Genomic DNA, 16,514 nt, shown 5'->3' on the forward strand with positions numbered 1-16,514 from the left:
GCGATGCTGCCCACGAACACGGACGTCCTGGTGGTGGGCGCCGGCCCGACGGGGCTCACCGCCGCGCTGACCCTGGCCCGGCGCGGGGTCGACGTGACCGTGGTCGACCGGCTGGACCGGCCGCCGCAGACCTCCCGGGCGGCGGTCGTGCACGCGTACACCCTCGAGACGCTGGACCGGATCGGCGCCGGCGCCCCGCTGGTGGCGCGCGGGCTGCGGTCGCCGGGGTTCACGGTCCGCGACCGCGACCGGGTGCTGCTCGCCGTGCCGTTCCACGCGTTGCCGTCCCGGCACGCCTACGCGCTGATGGTGTCCCAGGCGGTCACCGAGGAGGTGCTCGCCGGGCAGCTCGCCGCGCTCGGAGTCCCGGTGCTGCGCCCGTACGAGATGACCGGGCTGGCCCCCGACGCGGCCGGCGTCCTCGCCACGTTCGCAGGCGGCGCGACGGTCCGGGCCCGCTACCTGGTCGGCGCCGACGGGATGCACAGCACGGTGCGGGAACGGGCCGGGATCGGCTTCTCCGGCCCGGCCGGCGGCGAGGAGTCGTTCGTCCTCGCCGACGTCCGGCTGGAGAGCGCGCTGCCCCGCGACCGGGTGTCCCTCTTCCTGGCCCGCTCCGGCCCGCTGGTCTGGGCGCCGCTGCCCGACGGGGTGGTCCGGCTGGTCGCCGCGGTGGCGGACGCCCCCGCCGCCCCCGACCGGGCCCACCTCCAGGCGCTGCTCGACGAGCGCGGCCCGGCCCGCCGCCCCGACCGGGTGACGGAGGTGCTCTGGGGCTCCCGGTTCCGGATCCACCACCGGATCGCCGACACCTTCCGCAGCGGGCCGGTGCTGCTGGCCGGCGACGCCGGGCACGTGCACAGCCCCGCCGGCGGGCAGGGGATGAACCTCGGCATCGTGGACGCGGTCGACCTCGGCGACACGCTCGCCGACGTGCTGGGCGGCGCGCCCGACGCACTGCTCGACGCGTACGCGGCCCGGCGCCGCCCGATGGCCGGGGAGGTGGTGGCCCTCGCCGCCCGGCTGACCCGGCTCGCCACCCTGCCGCCGGCCGCCCGGCCGGCCCGGAACCTGCTGTTCCGCCTGCTCGGCGCCGTGCCGCCGGCCCGGCACCGGATCGCGATGCGCCTCTCCGGCCTGCACCACCGCGACGGGACGCGCGGCTGACCTGCCCGGCGGATCGCGCGGCCGGACTGCCCGGTGGGCCAGGCGCGACGGGGCGCGCGGCTAGGCTGCCCCGGTGGGTCAGGTGTGGCATGACTGGGGTGGCGTGCTGCTCGCCGTGGCCGCCGGGCTGCCCCTGCTGGCCCTCCTCACCGCCGTGCTGGCGCGCCACCGGCGCGACGCCGCGACGGTCGGGGAGTCGTGGCGGCGCAGCGTCGCCGAGGTGGGCGCGGTGGCCGGCACCCTGCCGTGGGTGTGGATGATCCTCACCCCCCGGCCCGCGCCCCCGCAGGTCGACCCGGTGCCGCTGCGCGATCTGGCCGACCTGCTGACCGGGCCGCCGGCGACCGCCGTGGTCCAGGTCGTCGGCAACCTGCTGGTCTTCGCCGCGCTGGGCTTCTTCGCCCCGGTACGCCTGGCCGCGTTCGCCGGCGTCGGCCGGCTGTTCCTGCTCGGGGCGGCCGGTTCCGTGCTGGTCGAGTCCCTCCAGTACGCGCTCGACCTCGGCCGGGTCTCCTCGGCCGACGACGTGCTGCTCAACGCGACGGGCGCCGCCCTGGCCGGGCTGCTGTCGCGGGGCTGGTGGGCCCGGCGGCCGGTCCCGGCGCGGCCGGTCGCAGCGTCCGCCACGCCGCGAGGGTGACCAGCACGAAGACCCCGGCCACCGCCGAGTCGCGAGGACACGGCGGCGGACCAGAGCAGTCGGTGGTCGCGGCCGAGCGGGGGTGCGGTCATGCCGGCGACCCTCCGGGCTCGACCGGGTCGAGGGTCAAGGGGCCCGGACGCACCGGTGACCGGCGGCGGACGTGAGCCAACCGACGGGTAGCGGAGGCTCCACGCCGGGCCGGTCGAGGTCTACGCTTGCCCGGTGACGGTCGAGCAGCAGGCACGGGGCAGGGCGAACGGTGCCGCGGGGGCGGCCCGGCGCCGGTCCCGCAAGGACGAGATCCTGGAGATCGCGGTCGGCCTCTTCGCGTCCCGGGGCTACCACGGCGTCTCGATGGACGACATCGGCGCGGCTGCCGGGGTCACCGGCCCGGCGCTCTACCACCACTTCGCGGGCAAGGAGGCCATGCTGGTCGCCGCGCTCATCCCGGTCAGCGAGGAGCTGCTGGCCGGCGGCCAGCAGCGGTCCGCCGGCCACCCCGACGACCCGCGCGGCGCGCTGGAGTCGCTGATCGACTTCCACGTCGACTTCGCGCTGGCCAACCCGGCGGTGATCGCCCTGCACCTGCACGAGCTGGACCGCCTCCCCGACGAGCCGCGCCGCCGGATCCGCCGGCTCCAGCGGCTCTACGTCGAACAGTGGGTGACGGTGCTGACCGCGCTGCACCCGGGCATGCCCGACGGTGAGGCGCGGGTGCTGGCCCACGCCGCGTTCGGCCTGATGAACTCGACGCCGTTCCTGGGTGGCGAGGTGGACCGGCGCCGCCGGGCCGAGCTGCTCCGCGCCGCCACCCAGGCCGCCCTGCTGGCCCACCCCGGTTCCTGAACCGGGCGGGGGCAACTCGTCAGTAACCTTCCGGCCGTGGTTCCCTAGCACCCGTCCCCACCCCTGGACGCTGGAGGGAAACATGATCGAGTCGCTGCTGGTCGCCAACCGGGGCGAGATCGCCCGCCGGATCATCCGGACCGCCAGGCGGCTCGGCATCCGCGCGATCGCGGTGCACTCGGAGGCCGACGCCGACCTGCCGTTCGTGACGGAGGCCGACGAGGCGGTGTGCGTGGGTCCGGCCAACCCGGCCCAGAGCTACCGCAACGTCGAGGCCATCCTCGCCGCCGCCAAGTCGACCGGCGCGCAGGCCATCCACCCCGGCTACGGCTTCCTGTCGGAGAACGCCGACTTCGCCCGTACCGTCGAGGCGAGCGGGCTGATCTGGGTCGGGCCCGGCGCGGACGCGATCACCGCGATGGGCGACAAGATCAACGCCCGGAACCTGATGGCGGCGGCCGGCGTGCCGGTCGCGCCCGGCACCACCGACCCGGCGGCCGACCTCGACGCGGCGGTCGTCGCGGCGGCGGAGATCGGCTACCCGGTGATGGTCAAGGCCGCGGCCGGTGGCGGCGGCATGGGCATGGGCGTGGCGACCGACGAGGCGGCGCTGCGCACCGAGTACGACAAGGTGCGCTCCTTCGCCGAGCGGATGTTCGGCGAAGGCTCGGTGCTGATCGAGCGGTACTTCCCCCGGGTGCGCCACGTCGAGGTGCAGATCCTCGGCCTGGCCGACGGCCGGGTGGTCGCCCTCGGCGAGCGGGAGTGCTCGGTGCAGCGGCGCAACCAGAAGCTGGTCGAGGAGTCGCCGTCGCCGGCGGTCTCCCCGGAGCTGCGCGAGCGCATCCTGGCCGCCGCCGTGCGCGCCGGCGAGGCGGTGGGCTACCGCAACGCGGGCACGGTCGAGTGCCTGCTCGATCCCGCGACGCAGGAGTTCTTCTTCCTGGAGATGAACACGCGGCTCCAGGTGGAGCACCCGGTCACCGAGCTGGTCTACGGCGTCGACCTGGTCGAGGAGCAGCTGCGGGTGGCCGCCGGCCTGGCGCCCACCTTCGACCCGGACGCGCTCGCCCCGCGCGGGCACGCCATCGAGCTGCGGATCAACGCCGAGGACCCGAAGCGCTTCCTGCCCGGCCCCGGCGTGATCAGGACGTGGGTGGAGTCGACCGGCGAGGGCGTCCGGGTGGACTCGGGCTACGTCGAGGGCAACACCGTCACCCCGTTCTACGACAGCCTGATGGCCAAGCTCATCGTCAACGGCGCCACGCGCGCGGAGGCGATCGAGCGCGCCCGGGCGGCGGTCGCTGCGTTCGAGCTGGCCGGCCCGAAGAACAACCTCCCCTTCTTCGCCGAACTCCTGGAGAACGAGGAATTCCTCTCCGGCGACTACGACACCGCCATAGTCACCCGAATGCGCTAACCCCCACCCGGCTCCCACCCGGCTCCCACCCGGCTCCCACCCGGCTCCACCCGGGTCCCACCTCGGTCCCGCCCCGTTGATCATGAAGTTGTTGCCCTCGGCTGCGGCGTGTCGTGGCGATAACTTCATGATCAACCGGGATGGGGCGGTGGAGGGGGTGGGAGGCTGGAGGGGACAGAACAGCTCTGCGTCACAGTGAGGTGACCCCTTATGGCGGAAATGCCGAACTCCGTGTCGATCCGGGAGGTCGGGCCGCGCGACGGGCTCCAGAACGAGGAGCCGATCCCGATTGAGGCCAAGGTGCGGCTGCTCGACGCCCTCTCCGGCACCGGCGTGCAGCGGATCGAGGCCGTCTCGTTCGTGCACCCGAAGGCGATCCCGCAGATGGCCGACGCCGACGAGGTGTGGCAGCGGGCCGCGAAGGCCGACGGCGTGCGCTACTCGGCGCTGGTGCCGAACACCCGGGGCGCGCAGCGGGCCCTGGCCGCCGGCTTCACCGAGATCGAGGTGGTGGTCTCGGCCAGCGACACGCACAACCGGCGCAACGTCAACCGCTCCACCGACGAGTCGCTGGACGACATCGCCGAGCTGATCGACCTGCTGCACGGCGCCGGTGCGCAGGCCGAGGTGATCGTGGCGACCAGCTTCGGCTGCCCGTACGAGGGGGACACCGACCCGGCCCGGGTGGCCGCCATCGTGGACCGGGTGGTCCGCGACGGCGCCGACCGGGTGGCCTTCGGCGACACCACCGGCATGGGTACGCCCCGACGGGTCCGCGAGCTGCTGACAGCGGTACGCGACCGCAACGCGCACGTCCCCGTGCTGCTGCACTTCCACAACACCCGGGGCACCGCGCTGGCCAACATGCTCACCGCGCTGGAGCTGGGGGTGACCGAGTTCGACGCCAGCGTCGGCGGCCTCGGCGGCTGCCCGTACGCGCCGGGGGCCAGCGGCAACCTGGCCACCGAGGAGGCGGTGCACATGCTGCACGACATGGGCGTCGACACCGGCATCGACCTGGATGCCCTGGTCGAGGTGGCCGAGCTGGCCGAGGAGCTGGTCGGCAAGCGGCTCCCGTCAGGGGTGCTCCGCGCGGGCCCGCGTACCCGGCTGACGCCGCTGCCGGGCTGACCGTTCGGAAACGCGGGGAGGGGCCGGCACGACGCCGGCCCCTCCGACGTGCCCGGTCGGTCAGCCCACCGTGGTGAGCATGCTCGGCCAGCTGTTGCGGAAGATCTCGGACCCGGCGCGGTCCGTGCTGCGGGTGCCGGCGAAGAGGTTGGTGACCCGGTTCGCCTCGGTGGTGCTCGGGTACGGGTTGGTGCAGCTGGTGCCGGCGCTGCCGCCGGACATCAGCAGCGCGCAGTTGCCGTTGTAGTTGTCGGGCAGGCCGAGGATGTGCCCGATCTCGTGGGTCATGATCCGCAGCGGGCTGTACTGCTGGGCCTGCTGGGTGTCGATGTAGACCCGCCCGTTGCCGAGGCTGGTCCGGACGGCGTACGAGCCGCCGCCGGTGATCTGGTAGATCCGCAGGTTGGAGCCGCAGTTCGCCGTGAGCGTCAGGTTCGACGTGGCGTTGTTCCAGATCGAGGCGGCCTGGTTGGCGGTGCCGGCGAAGCTCCCCGCCTGGCTGGTGTTGTAGCAGATGGTCATGGCGGCGGAGGCGGGTGACGGGTTGGCGACCGTGACGCCGAGGGTGGCCAGTGCCGTCGCGACGAACGCGACCGCGAGCCGGTTGAGCCGTGAGGTCATCGTTGACTCCAATCCGGGTGGAGGGGTGTCAGGAGCGTAGCCCTATAAATTCATGATTTTCAATGAGTATCGACCGGGTGGGGTCGGGTGGTGTCGTCCCCGTCGGCCGTGGCTCGCCGGGGGGCGGGAGGATGCGCTAGCCTAACGATCGTTCAGGTCAGTCGGTCCGCCCGCGAGGTGACCGGCTCAGGTGGCGAGGGAGTCGGCGTGACGCTCGACGGTGAGGCACTGGAGCAGCTGCGCAAGCGGGCCCGGGCCGGCGGTGCGGACAAGTACCACGCGGCGAACGCCGCCAAGGGCAAGCTCTTCGCCCGGGAGCGGGTCGCGCTCCTGGTCGACGAGGGCTCCTTCGTCGAGGACGGCCTCTACGCCAACGCCATGGCCGAGGGCCTCCCGGCCGACGGCGTGGTGACCGGCACCGCCACCATCGACGGCCGCCCGGTCTGCCTGATGGCGAACGACTCCACGGTCAAGGCCGGCAGCTGGGGCGCCCGTACCGTCGAGAAGATCATCCGGATCATCGAGCGGGCCTACTCGACGAGCGTGCCGATGGTCTACCTGGTCGACTCGGCCGGCGCGCGGATCACCGACCAGGTCGACCTCTTCCCCGGCCGCCGCGGCGCCGGCAAGATCTTCTGGAACCAGGTCCGCGCCTCCGGCGCCATCCCGCAGGTCTGCGCGCTGTTCGGGCCGAGCGCCGCCGGCGGGGCGTACATCCCGGCGTTCTGCGACGTGGTCGCCATGGTCGACGGCAACGCCAGCATGTACCTCGGCTCGGACCGGATGGTCGAGATGGTCACCGGCGAGAAGACCACGCTGGAGGCCATGGGCGGCGCCAAGGTGCACTGCGCCGAGTCCGGCGTCGGGCACTTCCTCTGCAAGACCGAGGCCGACGCGCTCGACGTGGTCCGGCGCTACCTGTCGTACCTGCCGGGGAACTGGACGCAGCAGCCGCCGGCCGCGCCCGCCGTCGCGGCGCCGGAGAAGGCCGACCTGGCCGCGCTGGTGCCGGCGAGCGAGCGGCAGGCGTTCGACATGCGGCGGTACGTGAAGGGCCTGCTCGACGACGGTTCCTTCTTCGAGATCCAGGCGCTCTGGGCCAAGGAGCTGACCATCGGCTTCGGCCGGCTCGACGGCGAGGTCGTCGGCGTGGTCGGCAACAACTCGATGTTCAAGGGCGGCGTGCTCTTCGTCGACTCGGCCGACAAGGCGACCCGCTTCGTGCAGCTCTGCGACGCGTTCAACGTGCCGCTGCTCTTCCTCTCCGACGTGCCCGGGTTCATGGTCGGCAGCGCGGTGGAGAAGCAGGGCATCATCCGGCACGGCGCCAAGATGATCACCGCGATCTCGGAGGCGACCGTACCCAAGATCTGCGTGGTGGTCCGCAAGGCGTACGGCGCCGGCCTCTACGCGATGGCCGGTCCCGGCTTCGAGCCGGACGCCACGATCGCGTTGCCCACCGCCAAGATCGCCGTGATGGGTGCCGAGGCGGCGGTCAACGCGGTCTACGCGAACAAGATCGCCGCGATCGAGGACGAGACCGAGCGGGCCGCGTTCGTCGCCGCGAAGCGCGAGGAGTACGAGCGCGACATCGACGTGGTCCGGCTCGCCAGCGAGCTGGTCGTCGACGCGATCGTCGAGCCGCACGAGCTGCGCGCCGAGCTGGTCCGCCGGTTCGCCGCCGCCCGCACGAAGGAGCGGCACTTCTCCCGGCGCCGGCACGGCGTCACCCCGGTCTGATCCCGCCGCCGGCACACCCGGCCGGCGCGGGCCCGTACCGCACCAGCGACCCGTCCGTTCCCGGCGTCACGAGCGCCCGGCGGCCCATCCACACAGGAGGATTCCATGGACTTCCGGCTCACCGAGGAGCAAGAGGCGCTGCGGGAGAGCGTGCGGGAATTCGCGCGCGAGGTGGTCGCCCCGGTCATCGCGGAGCACTACGAGAAGCACACCTTCCCGTACGAGGTGATCCGGCAGATGGGCAAGATGGGCCTGTTCGGCCTGCCCTTCGCCGAGGAGCACGGCGGCATGGGCGGCGACTACTTCGCGCTCTGCCTCGCGCTGGAGGAGCTGGCCCGGGTCGACTCCAGCGTCGCCATCACCCTGGAGGCGGCGGTCTCGCTGGGCGCGATGCCGATCTACCGCTTCGGCACCGACGAGCAGAAGGCGACGTGGCTGCCGAAGCTGCTCAGCGGCGAGGCGCTGGCCGGCTTCGGGCTGACCGAGCCGGGCACCGGCTCGGACGCCGGCGGCACCCAGACCCGCGCGGTGCTCGACGAGTCCACCAACGAGTGGGTGATCAACGGCTCCAAGGCGTTCATCACCAACTCGGGCACCGACATCACGGCGCTGGTCACCGTCACCGCGGTCACCGGCACCCGCCCGGACGGCGCCAAGGAGCTGTCCACCATCATCGTCCCCTCGGGTACGCCGGGCTTCACCGTCGCGCCGGGCTACTCGAAGGTCGGCTGGAACGCCTCGGACACGCACGAGCTGACCTTCGACGACTGCCGGGTGCCGGCGGCGAACCTGCTCGGCGAGCGCGGCCGGGGCTTCGCCCAGTTCCTGCGCATCCTCGACGAGGGGCGGATCGCCATCGCCGCCCTGGCCGTCGGCCTCGCCCAGGGCTGCGTCGACGAGTCGATCAGGTACGCGAAGGAACGCCAGGCGTTCGGCCAGCCGATCGGCAACTACCAGGCGATCCAGTTCAAGATCGCCGACATGGAGATGAAGGCGCACACCGCCCGGCTGGCCTACTACGACGCCGCGGCGCGGATGCTCGCCGGTGAGCCGTTCAAGCGGCAGGCCGCCATCGCCAAGCTGCACGCCAGCACCATCGCGGTGGACAACGCCCGCGAGGCCACCCAGATCCACGGGGGCTACGGCTTCATGAACGAGTACCCGGTGGCCCGGTTCTGGCGCGACTCCAAGATCCTGGAGATCGGCGAGGGCACCTCCGAGGTGCAGCGCATGATCATCGCCCGCGATCTGGGCATGTGACGGCGACGGGTCCGCTGGCGTCGAGGCAGCCGCCTTCGCGCCACCGGGCCCGCTCGGTGTGACCGGTCCGCCCGGCGTGACCGGTCCGCTGCGCGCCACCGGTCCGTTCCCCGCTGCCGATCCGTTCCGTGCCGCCGGGGCCGGTCCGCGTCGCCGCCGGTCCGTTCCGCTGTCGGATATCCGCGCCGGGGCGTCGGCAGGGCGACGCTCGGCTGCCGTCGGTCGTACCCCGTCCGTACCCTTCCTGCCCATGACGCCGGTTCATGATCGTTCGCCGCATCCGGGCGGTCGTACCGGGCTGCCGGAGCTGTTGCGCGGGCACCGGCTCGCCGCCGGCCTGACCCAGGCCGAGCTGGCTGGCCGGGCCGGTGTGGGCATCCGGACCGTCCGCGACCTGGAGCGGGGCCGCTCGTCCCGACCGCAGCGCACCACGGTCGAGCTGCTCGCCGGCGCGCTGGAGCTGGCCGGAGCCGTCCGGTCGACGTTCCTGGCCGCCGCCCGGGGGCCGGTCCCGGCCGCCGCGCCGGCCAGCCTCCGCGGCGCCCCGCCGGCCCGCGTCGACCTCGACCACCACGCCGGTACGCCGACCGCGCTTCCGCCCCCGGTCGCGCTGGTCGGCCGGGAGCGTGACCTGACCGAGCTGGCCGGGTTGTTCACCGACGGGCGCGGGCCCCGGCTGGTCAGCCTGGTCGGCCTGGCCGGCGTGGGCAAGACCGCGCTGGCCCTCTCGGTGGTTCACGCGGTCGCCGACGACCATCCCGGCGGGGCGGCCGGAGTGCTCATCGGCGAGGGCTCGGACGCGGCCGACGTGCTCTCCGCCTCGGTCGCCGTCTTCGGCGTCGCCCGGCTGCCCGAGCTGACCGCCCGCCTCGCCGACCGGCCGGCGCTGCTGCTCGTGGACGCGGCCGAGCGGGCCCCCGACGCGGTAGCCGAGACGGTGCACCGGCTCGCCAGCGCGGTGCCGTCGCTGCGGGTGCTGGTCACCGGCCGGCACCCGGTCGGCCTGCCCGGGGAACGGGTGTGGCCGGTCGCCCCGCTCGACGTGCCGCCGCCGGACAGCGAGCGGGAGGGCCCGGCGGCGCTGGCCGGCTATCCCGCCGTGGCTCTCTTCACCGCCCGGCTCGCCCAGGTCCGCCGGGAGCCGCCCGGTCCCGCCGAGCTGCCCGCCCTCGCCGCCCTGGTACGCCGCCTGGGCGGGCTCCCGCTCGCCATCGAGCTGATGGCTGCCCGGGGCCGGATCCTCGACCTCAACGAGCTGCTCGACCGGTACGGCGACCGCGTCCTCGACCTGACCACCTCGTCGGGGGCGGCCGGGCGGCCGGGGTGGGACAGCACGGAGCCGGGCCGTCCGGAGAGCCCACGGGCTGCGGTGGCGGAGACCCTGCGCGACGCGGTGGCTGTCAGCTACCGCCTTCTCGCCCCCGACGAGCGGGCCGCGTTGCGCCGGCTCGCCGCATTCGGCAACCGCTGGTCGGTCGAGCTGGCCGAGGAGATGCTCGCCGACCCCGCCGACCGGGACGGGACGGTGGTCGTGGACCCGGTGCCGTTGCTCGACCGGCTCGTCGAACTCGGTCTGCTCAGCGTCCGGGGCGCCGGGCCGTTCCGGTTCCGCCTGCTCGACGCCGTACGGGACTTCGCCGCGGAGCAGGCGACCGGCGCCGGCGAGCTGACCGCGATCCGGCGCCGGCACGCGCAGGTCGTCGCCCGGCTGGTGGCGCGGACCGCACCGGAGCTGGTCGGGGCCAACCTGCCGGCGGCGGTGCACCGCCTGGACGAGGTGTCCGGCGACATCAGCTCCGCCCTGGCGCACGCCGCCGTCGACGACCCGTTGACCGCGCTGCGGTTGGCGGCGGCGCTGTCGCGGTGGTGGCGGTTCCGGGGGCGCGACGTCCCCGGAAGGCAGTGGCTCCAGCGCCTGCTGGCGGATCCGCGTACCGCCGATGTCGACCCGGTGCTGCGGGCGTGGGCGTTCCTCGGGGTGGCCCGGCTCGCCGCCGAGCACGGCGCCGGGGCCGAGGAGCTGCCGGCCGCGCGACAGGCGTTGGCCGCGTTCCGGGACGCGGGCGACGTCACGGGGGAGTTGGAGGCGCGTTCGGTGCTCTGCGCGCTGCTGATCGCCCTCGGCGAGCACGACGAGGCGCGTACGCAGGCCGAGGCGGTGCTCGCGCTGGCCGTGCGGCACGGGCGGACCCGCGACATGACGGTGGCGCAGAACAACCTCGCCTGGCACGACATCCGGGTCGGTGACCTGGCGGCTGCCCGGCGCCGGCTGGCCGCGGTCGACCGGCTCGCCGCGCAGGGCGGGGAGCAGCGGCTGCGGGTGCTCGCGCGGGCCAACCTCGCCGAGGTGTCCCGCCTCGAGGGCCGCTACGCCGACGCCGTCGACCAGGGCCGGCGGGTGGTGGCGGCACTGGCGGACCTCGGCGACCCGGGCCACCGTCGCCGGGTGCTCGGCACGGTGGGACTGGCGCTGGCCCGCGACGGCCGGTCCGCCGAGGCGGCCGAGGTGCTGGCCGAGCTGCGCCCACCCCCGGTGCCCCGCGCCGAGGAGGTCTGGTCGCCCGGGCGCCTGCCGGGTACGCCGACGCCCGGGGCGCGCCCGGAGGACGGGATCTGCGCGTTGATCGAGGGGAACCTGGCCCTGCGCCGGGGCGACCGTGAGCTGGCGGCGGAGTGGTTCGCCGCCGCGGCGGAAGCGGGCGTCGACGGCCAGGACCGGCGTGACGTGGTCGAGGCGCTGGTGGGGCTGGCGGCCAGCTCGGGCGAACCCGTCGTGCTGGACCGTCTCGACCAGGCCTGCCGGCAGAGCGGTGTCCGGCTGCTGCCGCACGAGGAGGAGCAACTGCGCCCGTGGAGGGCGCGCCGGAGCGGGTGGCCCGTCGGCGACGGCGTCGGTGGTCACCTGGAGGGCGTTGCGCAGAGCGACCGGGGGTGACGCGGGCGACGAAGCCCCTCTTGCTACCCCTCGCTCGTCGCCCGCGCCAACACCCCCCGGTGCGTCCCCACTGCCCGAAGACTAGCCACCGCCCGCACGCGGTCCCGTCCGGTTTGAACGTCTATCGTCCCGTGGGCGCGGCAGTTCTGCCGCTCTTTCTGCCGGTGCCGAGCGGGTCCCGGCAACGGGTCAGGAGGACGTGGCCGTCTCGTCGCAGTCGGCGGCGGACCCGGTGCTTCCGGCGGTGGCGCCGGGGTGCACCGCGTCCCGGACCTGGCGCAGCCCGTCGAGCAGGGCGTCCAGGGCCGCCGGGTCGAGCTGGCCGGTGAACCACTGCTCGATGATCCGTAGGTGCCCGGGCAGGGTCTCGTCGAGGCGTTGCAGGCCGGTGGCGGTGACCACCGCGAACGAGCTGCGCCGGTCGGAGGGGCAGGCGCGGCGGGTGAGCAGCCCGTCGCGTTCCATCCGGTCCACCACGCGGGTGACGCCGCTCGTCGAGAGCGAGGTCTGGGCGGCGAGGTCGGTCATCCGCAACTGGTTGCCGGGTGAGCGGGCGAGTCTGGTCAGCACCTCGAACTCGACCGGTGAGAGGCCGTGCTCCTCGAACTGGGCGGCGAACCGGGCCGAGAGCCCGGCGTGCGCCTCGACGAGCAGGCCGACAGCGGTGATCCGGGGGTCGTCGAACACGTTCTGGTCCACGTGCCCATCGTAGCAGTACTTGACACGAGGAATATTGCTGTGCCTATAGTTGCTACGACAGTCGTTGGGCTACTAAACAACTTTCCCCACGGAGGGCAGCTTCATGACCAGCAGCACCGCACCGGTTACCCGCGACTGGGACGGCCTCACGATCCCGACCGCCGGCACCTACCTGCTGGACGCCGCGCACAAGCGCGTGGGCTTCGTCGCCCGGCACATGATGGTCAGCAAGGTACGCGGTGAGTTCGCCGACGCCAGCGCCACCATCACCGTCGCCGAGGACCCGATGCAGTCCTCGGTCAGCGCCACCATCCAGGCGGCCACCATCAACACCAACCAGGCCGACCGGGACGCGCACCTGCGCAGCCCCGAGTTCCTCGACGCCGAAGCCTTCCCGACCCTGGAGTTCCGCAGCACGGCCGTGAAGTCCCGCGACGGCAACGAGTTCGTCCTCTCCGGCGAGCTGACCATCAAGGGCGTCACCCGCCCGGTCGACCTCGAGGTCGAGTTCGAGGGCGTCGGCCGCAGCCCGTTCGGGCAGGACATCTTCGGTTTCTCCGCCTCCACCGAGATCGACCGCGAGGACTTCGGCCTGACCTGGAACGTCGCCCTGGAGACCGGGGGCGTGCTGGTCGGCAAGAAGATCAAGATCGAGATCGAGGGCGAGGCCGTCCGCCAGGCCTGATCCGCCGTACCGCTTCCGGGCCCGCGCCGCGTCACGGCGCGGGCCCGACGCGTGTACGCACGGTCAGAGCCGCCGACCGGGTGCGATTTGTCACGACTCATTCGCGGTTCGACCGGGTGCCGGGCGCCGCCGCTGGGTAGAGATGCCGCCGGGAGCGCGTCCGCCGACCGGAGTACGGTCGTCCCGGCCGTGGGACCGCCGCGACCTCCTCTGGTCCCGGCGATGCCGACACTCCTAACGTGGAGGGGTTAACCACGCGCTTACCGGGCCGGCACGGTCCGACTGCGCCTCGCGCCGGGAGGAAACATGGGCAGGGACGTCGAGCAGGGCGCCTTCTCCCGGGAGGACCGGGTCCGCTACCGACAGAAGGTCCGGCGGTGCCTGGACGTCTTCGCCCTGATGCTGGACGACTTCGGCTTCGACGCCGACCGGCCGATGACCGGGCTGGAGATCGAGCTGAACCTGGTCGACTCGGCGGCCGAGCCGGCGATGCGCAACGACCAGATCCTCGCCGACATCGCCGATCCGCTCTTCCAGACCGAGCTGGGCCAGTTCAACCTGGAGCTGAACGCGCCGCCCCGGCTGATCGAGGGCGACGGCTTCGCCGACTACGAGCAGGACCTGCGCGGCAGCCTCTCCCGCGCCGACGAGCGGGCCGCCAAGTCGGACGCGAAGATCGTCCTGGTCGGCATCCTGCCCACCCTCACCGAGCGTCACCTCGTCGAGGACAACCTCTCCACCAACGAGCGGTACCGGGTGCTCAACGACCAGATCGTCGGCGCCCGGGGCGAGGACATCGAGCTCGACATCCGAGGCGTCGAACGCCTCCAGACCCACACCGACTCGATCGCCCCCGAGGCCGCCTGCACCAGCCTCCAGTTCCACCTCCAGGTCGCCCCGGACAGCTTCGCCGACTACTGGAACGCCTCCCAGGCCATCGCCGGCGTGCAGGTGGCTGTCGGGGCCAACTCGCCCTTCCTCTACGGGCGGCAGCTCTGGGCGGAGACCCGCATCGCCCTGTTCGAGCAGGCCACGGACACCCGGCCGGACGAGCTGAAGGCGCAGGGCGTACGACCCCGGGTCTGGTTCGGCGAACGCTGGATCACCTCGATCTTCGACCTCTTCGAGGAGAACGTCCGCTACTTCCCGCCGCTGCTGCCGATCTGCGAGGACGAGGACCCGGTCGAGGTCCTGCACGGCGGCGGCGTACCGGAGCTGGGCGAGCTGCGCCTGCACAACGGCACCGTCTACCGGTGGAACCGGCCGGTCTACGACATCATGAACGGCCGCCCGCACCTGCGGGTGGAGAACCGGGTGCTGCCGGCCGGCCCGACCGTGGTCGACATGCTGGCCAACGCCGCCTTCTACTTCGGGCTGGCGCGCGGGCTGGCGGAGTCCGACCGGCCCATCTGGAGCCAGCTCACCTTCAGCTCCGCCGAGGAGAACTTCCACGCCGCCGCCCGGCGCGGCATGGACGCCGTCCTGCACTGGCCCCGCCTCGGCGAGGTGCCGGTGACCAAGCTGGTCCTGGACGTCCTGCTGCCCAAGGCGGCCGCCGGGCTCGACCGGTTCGGGGTGTCCCCGGCCGAACGCGACCGGCTGCTCGGCATCATCGAGCAGCGCTGCCGTACGGGCCGCAACGGCGCGGTCTGGCAGACCGAGGCGGTCTGGGCGGCCGAGCGGCACCGTGGCATGGACCGGGGCGCCGCCCTGCACCACATGGTGCAGCGCTACGCCGAGCTGCAACGCAGCAACGAGCCCGTGCACACCTGGCCCGTCGACTGACCCGTCCCGGGCGCTGCGCGGCGGTGACGCCCCTCAGCGGGCCGGGGTGGAGTGGTCAACCCCGTACCGGCCGCCGGTCAGCGGGTGCGGCGGCTGGAGCGGGATCGGCGGCCGGTGGCCTGCGGTTCCACCGGATCGTCGACGGCCGGCCCGGACGGCTCCCCGGTCGTCGCCGACGCCGGCGTGCCGTCCCCGGCGGCCGAAGCGGCCGGTTCTCCGGCCGGCGTGCCGGATGCGGCCGGCTTCCCGGCCGGCGTGCCGGATGCGGTCGCGGGCCTCGCGGCGGCGGGGACCGGCGCCGGTTCGCGGTCGGCCGGGAAGGCCCCTTCGCCCGCCGCGACGGGTTCCCCGCCCGGCGCGCTGTCGCCCGACCCGGTGAAGGCATCGCTGTCGTCCGGCGTGGTGGAGGTGTCGTTGCTCCAAGGCGTCGTGCGGGTGTCGCTGCCGTCGGGCGTCGCCTGGGCGTCGCCGTCGGTGCCGTCGGCCGGAGCGGTGTGCCGCCCCGGGGCCGGGTCGCCCGGGTGGTCGGCGGGCCCGCCGGTGCGTTGGCGGGGGACCCGCACGGGCCCCCGGGCCGCGGCCCGTCGGGCGGCCCGCTGGGCGAGGACGGTGACCAGGACGGCGCCGCCGACCCCGACGATCACCGCGTACGGCGCGATCAGGTGCGCCGACACCTGCTCCGGGCTGATCGCGGTCAGCCTCGGCACCGCCAGGAAGTACGCGGTCGCGACGAGCAGCGGCCCGGCCGCACCCGAGGCGGCCGCCCCGACCCGGTGGTCGGGGTTCCGGGCGTCCCGGCGGGCCGCGAGGGCACCGATCACCAGCGCGGAACCGAGGGACAGCAGCGCACCCGGCCAGTAGAAGTAGTCGCGGATCCAGTACCGTCCGTCGTCGGGGCCGAGCTGCCAGATGCCGAGCTGGGCGCTGGTCAGGCCGCGCCCGGCCAGCACGCCGTCCACGACGGCGATCACGGCGAGCAGCCAGAGCCAGCCGACGGTGGCGAGCACGTTGTTCGCGGCGGCCGGCGAGCGCAGCGCCCAGGCCGCCGTCAGCACGCCGACCAGCACGCCGACCGCCGCGTAGGCGGCCGCGACGTTCCGGGGCGAACCGGTGTCGGCCACCGCCACCGCCTGCCGTGCCGGTACGGCCACCAGCAGCACGGTGATCAGCGCGCCCACCCCGGCGGCCACGGCGAGTGCGGCGGAGCCGAGGACGCCGCCACCCGGTCCTTCCGGAGCCGCGTCGGCGGGACCGGTGTCCGGTGCCGGGGCGCGGTCGCGCAGCCGCTGCGCGCAGACCGCGCCGAAGACCGTCGAGGTGGCCGCGATCCAGGTGGCCCAGATCAGGCCCGCCACCCAGGCGGTCCCACCGGCGGTCGCGTCAGCCGGCGCCCAGTTGATGATGCCCAGCCCGTAGCCGAAGCCCAGTTGGGCCGCGCCCGCGCCGGCAGCGACGCCGACCGCGATCGCGATCGATCCTCCCCAGCCCCGTCTGGCCATGCCGGGCAGCGTAACGTCCCGTGGTCGGCGCGGCGAGTCGTGGCGGTCCGGCCCGGGCGACCGCGATGACGCCGGCGTCGGCG

13 protein-coding genes are annotated in these 16,514 nt (G+C 74.1%); 10 read left to right on the plus strand and 3 right to left on the minus strand.

The features are described 5' to 3' along the window. The first annotated feature begins 3 nt into the window (after nt 1-3). The 5 genes from RM555_RS01265 (at nt 4) to RM555_RS01285 (ending at nt 5,207) form a co-directional block, all read left to right on the plus strand. Nucleotides 4-1,167, plus strand: a complete 1,164-nt coding sequence (locus RM555_RS01265; protein ID WP_311410002.1) for an FAD-dependent oxidoreductase — start codon at nt 4-6, stop codon at nt 1,165-1,167. A 73-nt stretch (nt 1,168-1,240) separates the two neighbouring features. After that, nucleotides 1,241-1,807: a VanZ family protein gene (locus RM555_RS01270; RefSeq protein WP_311410003.1), complete on the plus strand. Its 567-nt coding sequence runs from the start codon at nt 1,241-1,243 to the stop codon at nt 1,805-1,807. A gap of 225 nt (nt 1,808-2,032) precedes the next feature. Beyond that, nucleotides 2,033-2,656: a TetR/AcrR family transcriptional regulator gene (locus tag RM555_RS01275; protein WP_311410004.1), complete on the plus strand. Its 624-nt coding sequence runs from the start codon at nt 2,033-2,035 to the stop codon at nt 2,654-2,656. 82 nt (nt 2,657-2,738) lie between these two features. Beyond that, nucleotides 2,739-4,076 carry an acetyl-CoA carboxylase biotin carboxylase subunit gene (locus tag RM555_RS01280; protein WP_311410005.1) on the plus strand — a complete coding sequence of 446 codons (1,338 nt, stop codon included), beginning with the start codon at nt 2,739-2,741 and terminating at the stop codon, nt 4,074-4,076. A gap of 210 nt (nt 4,077-4,286) precedes the next feature. Further along, nucleotides 4,287-5,207, plus strand: a complete 921-nt coding sequence (locus RM555_RS01285; protein WP_396888651.1) for a hydroxymethylglutaryl-CoA lyase — start codon at nt 4,287-4,289, stop codon at nt 5,205-5,207. A 60-nt stretch (nt 5,208-5,267) separates the two neighbouring features. On the opposite strand, the gene RM555_RS01290 is transcribed toward RM555_RS01285, so the two are convergent. Next, a complete protein-coding gene (locus tag RM555_RS01290) occupies nt 5,268-5,828 on the minus strand; it encodes a snapalysin family zinc-dependent metalloprotease (RefSeq protein ID WP_311410007.1) in 561 nt (186 codons plus the stop codon). 207 nt (nt 5,829-6,035) lie between these two features. Between RM555_RS01290 and RM555_RS01295 the strand changes: the two genes are divergently transcribed. From RM555_RS01295 to RM555_RS01305, 3 genes are all read left to right on the plus strand, one after another. Beyond that, a complete protein-coding gene (locus tag RM555_RS01295; RefSeq protein WP_311410008.1) occupies nt 6,036-7,568 on the plus strand; it encodes an acyl-CoA carboxylase subunit beta in 1,533 nt (510 codons plus the stop codon). A 105-nt stretch (nt 7,569-7,673) separates the two neighbouring features. Next, complete coding sequence (locus RM555_RS01300; protein WP_132235377.1) at nt 7,674-8,828, plus strand: acyl-CoA dehydrogenase family protein; 1,155 nt, start codon at nt 7,674-7,676, stop codon at nt 8,826-8,828. Nucleotides 8,829-9,078: 250 nt separating this feature from the next. Continuing rightward, nucleotides 9,079-11,763 carry an ATP-binding protein gene (locus RM555_RS01305; protein ID WP_311410009.1) on the plus strand — a complete coding sequence of 895 codons (2,685 nt, stop codon included), beginning with the start codon at nt 9,079-9,081 and terminating at the stop codon, nt 11,761-11,763. A 189-nt stretch (nt 11,764-11,952) separates the two neighbouring features. On the opposite strand, the gene RM555_RS01310 is transcribed toward RM555_RS01305, so the two are convergent. Next, the gene (locus RM555_RS01310; RefSeq protein WP_311410010.1) at nt 11,953-12,462 is read right to left on the minus strand and encodes a MarR family winged helix-turn-helix transcriptional regulator; all 510 of its coding nucleotides are present in this window, start codon (nt 12,460-12,462) and stop codon (nt 11,953-11,955) included. Nucleotides 12,463-12,565: 103 nt separating this feature from the next. Here RM555_RS01310 and RM555_RS01315 point away from each other — a divergent pair, with 103 nt between their 5' ends. Next, entirely contained in the window at nt 12,566-13,147 is a 582-nt protein-coding gene (locus tag RM555_RS01315; RefSeq protein WP_311410011.1) for a YceI family protein, read from the plus strand. A gap of 306 nt (nt 13,148-13,453) precedes the next feature. Then, nucleotides 13,454-14,932, plus strand: coding sequence for a glutamate--cysteine ligase (locus RM555_RS01320; protein WP_311410012.1), 1,479 nt, complete (start codon nt 13,454-13,456; stop codon nt 14,930-14,932). A gap of 77 nt (nt 14,933-15,009) precedes the next feature. On the opposite strand, the gene RM555_RS01325 is transcribed toward RM555_RS01320, so the two are convergent. Beyond that, nucleotides 15,010-16,431 carry a hypothetical protein gene (locus RM555_RS01325; RefSeq protein ID WP_311410013.1) on the minus strand — a complete coding sequence of 474 codons (1,422 nt, stop codon included), beginning with the start codon at nt 16,429-16,431 and terminating at the stop codon, nt 15,010-15,012. Between the last annotated feature and the right edge of the window lie 83 nt (nt 16,432-16,514).

The organism is Micromonospora reichwaldensis, assembly GCF_031845925.1.
Taxonomy (GTDB): Bacteria; Actinomycetota; Actinomycetes; order Mycobacteriales; family Micromonosporaceae; genus Micromonospora; species Micromonospora reichwaldensis.

Coding starts and splice junctions, on each gene's coding strand:
- RM555_RS01265 (WP_311410002.1), top strand. CDS start 4: ATGCTGCCCACGAACACGGACGTCCTGGTGGTGGGCGCCGGCCCGACG.
- RM555_RS01280 (WP_311410005.1), top strand. CDS start 2,739: ATGATCGAGTCGCTGCTGGTCGCCAACCGGGGCGAGATCGCCCGCCGG.
- RM555_RS01285 (WP_396888651.1), top strand. CDS start 4,287: ATGGCGGAAATGCCGAACTCCGTGTCGATCCGGGAGGTCGGGCCGCGC.
- RM555_RS01290 (WP_311410007.1), bottom strand. CDS start 5,828: ATGACCTCACGGCTCAACCGGCTCGCGGTCGCGTTCGTCGCGACGGCA.
- RM555_RS01300 (WP_132235377.1), top strand. CDS start 7,674: ATGGACTTCCGGCTCACCGAGGAGCAAGAGGCGCTGCGGGAGAGCGTG.
- RM555_RS01305 (WP_311410009.1), top strand. CDS start 9,079: ATGACGCCGGTTCATGATCGTTCGCCGCATCCGGGCGGTCGTACCGGG.
- RM555_RS01315 (WP_311410011.1), top strand. CDS start 12,566: ATGACCAGCAGCACCGCACCGGTTACCCGCGACTGGGACGGCCTCACG.
- RM555_RS01320 (WP_311410012.1), top strand. CDS start 13,454: ATGGGCAGGGACGTCGAGCAGGGCGCCTTCTCCCGGGAGGACCGGGTC.
- RM555_RS01325 (WP_311410013.1), bottom strand. CDS start 16,431: ATGGCCAGACGGGGCTGGGGAGGATCGATCGCGATCGCGGTCGGCGTC.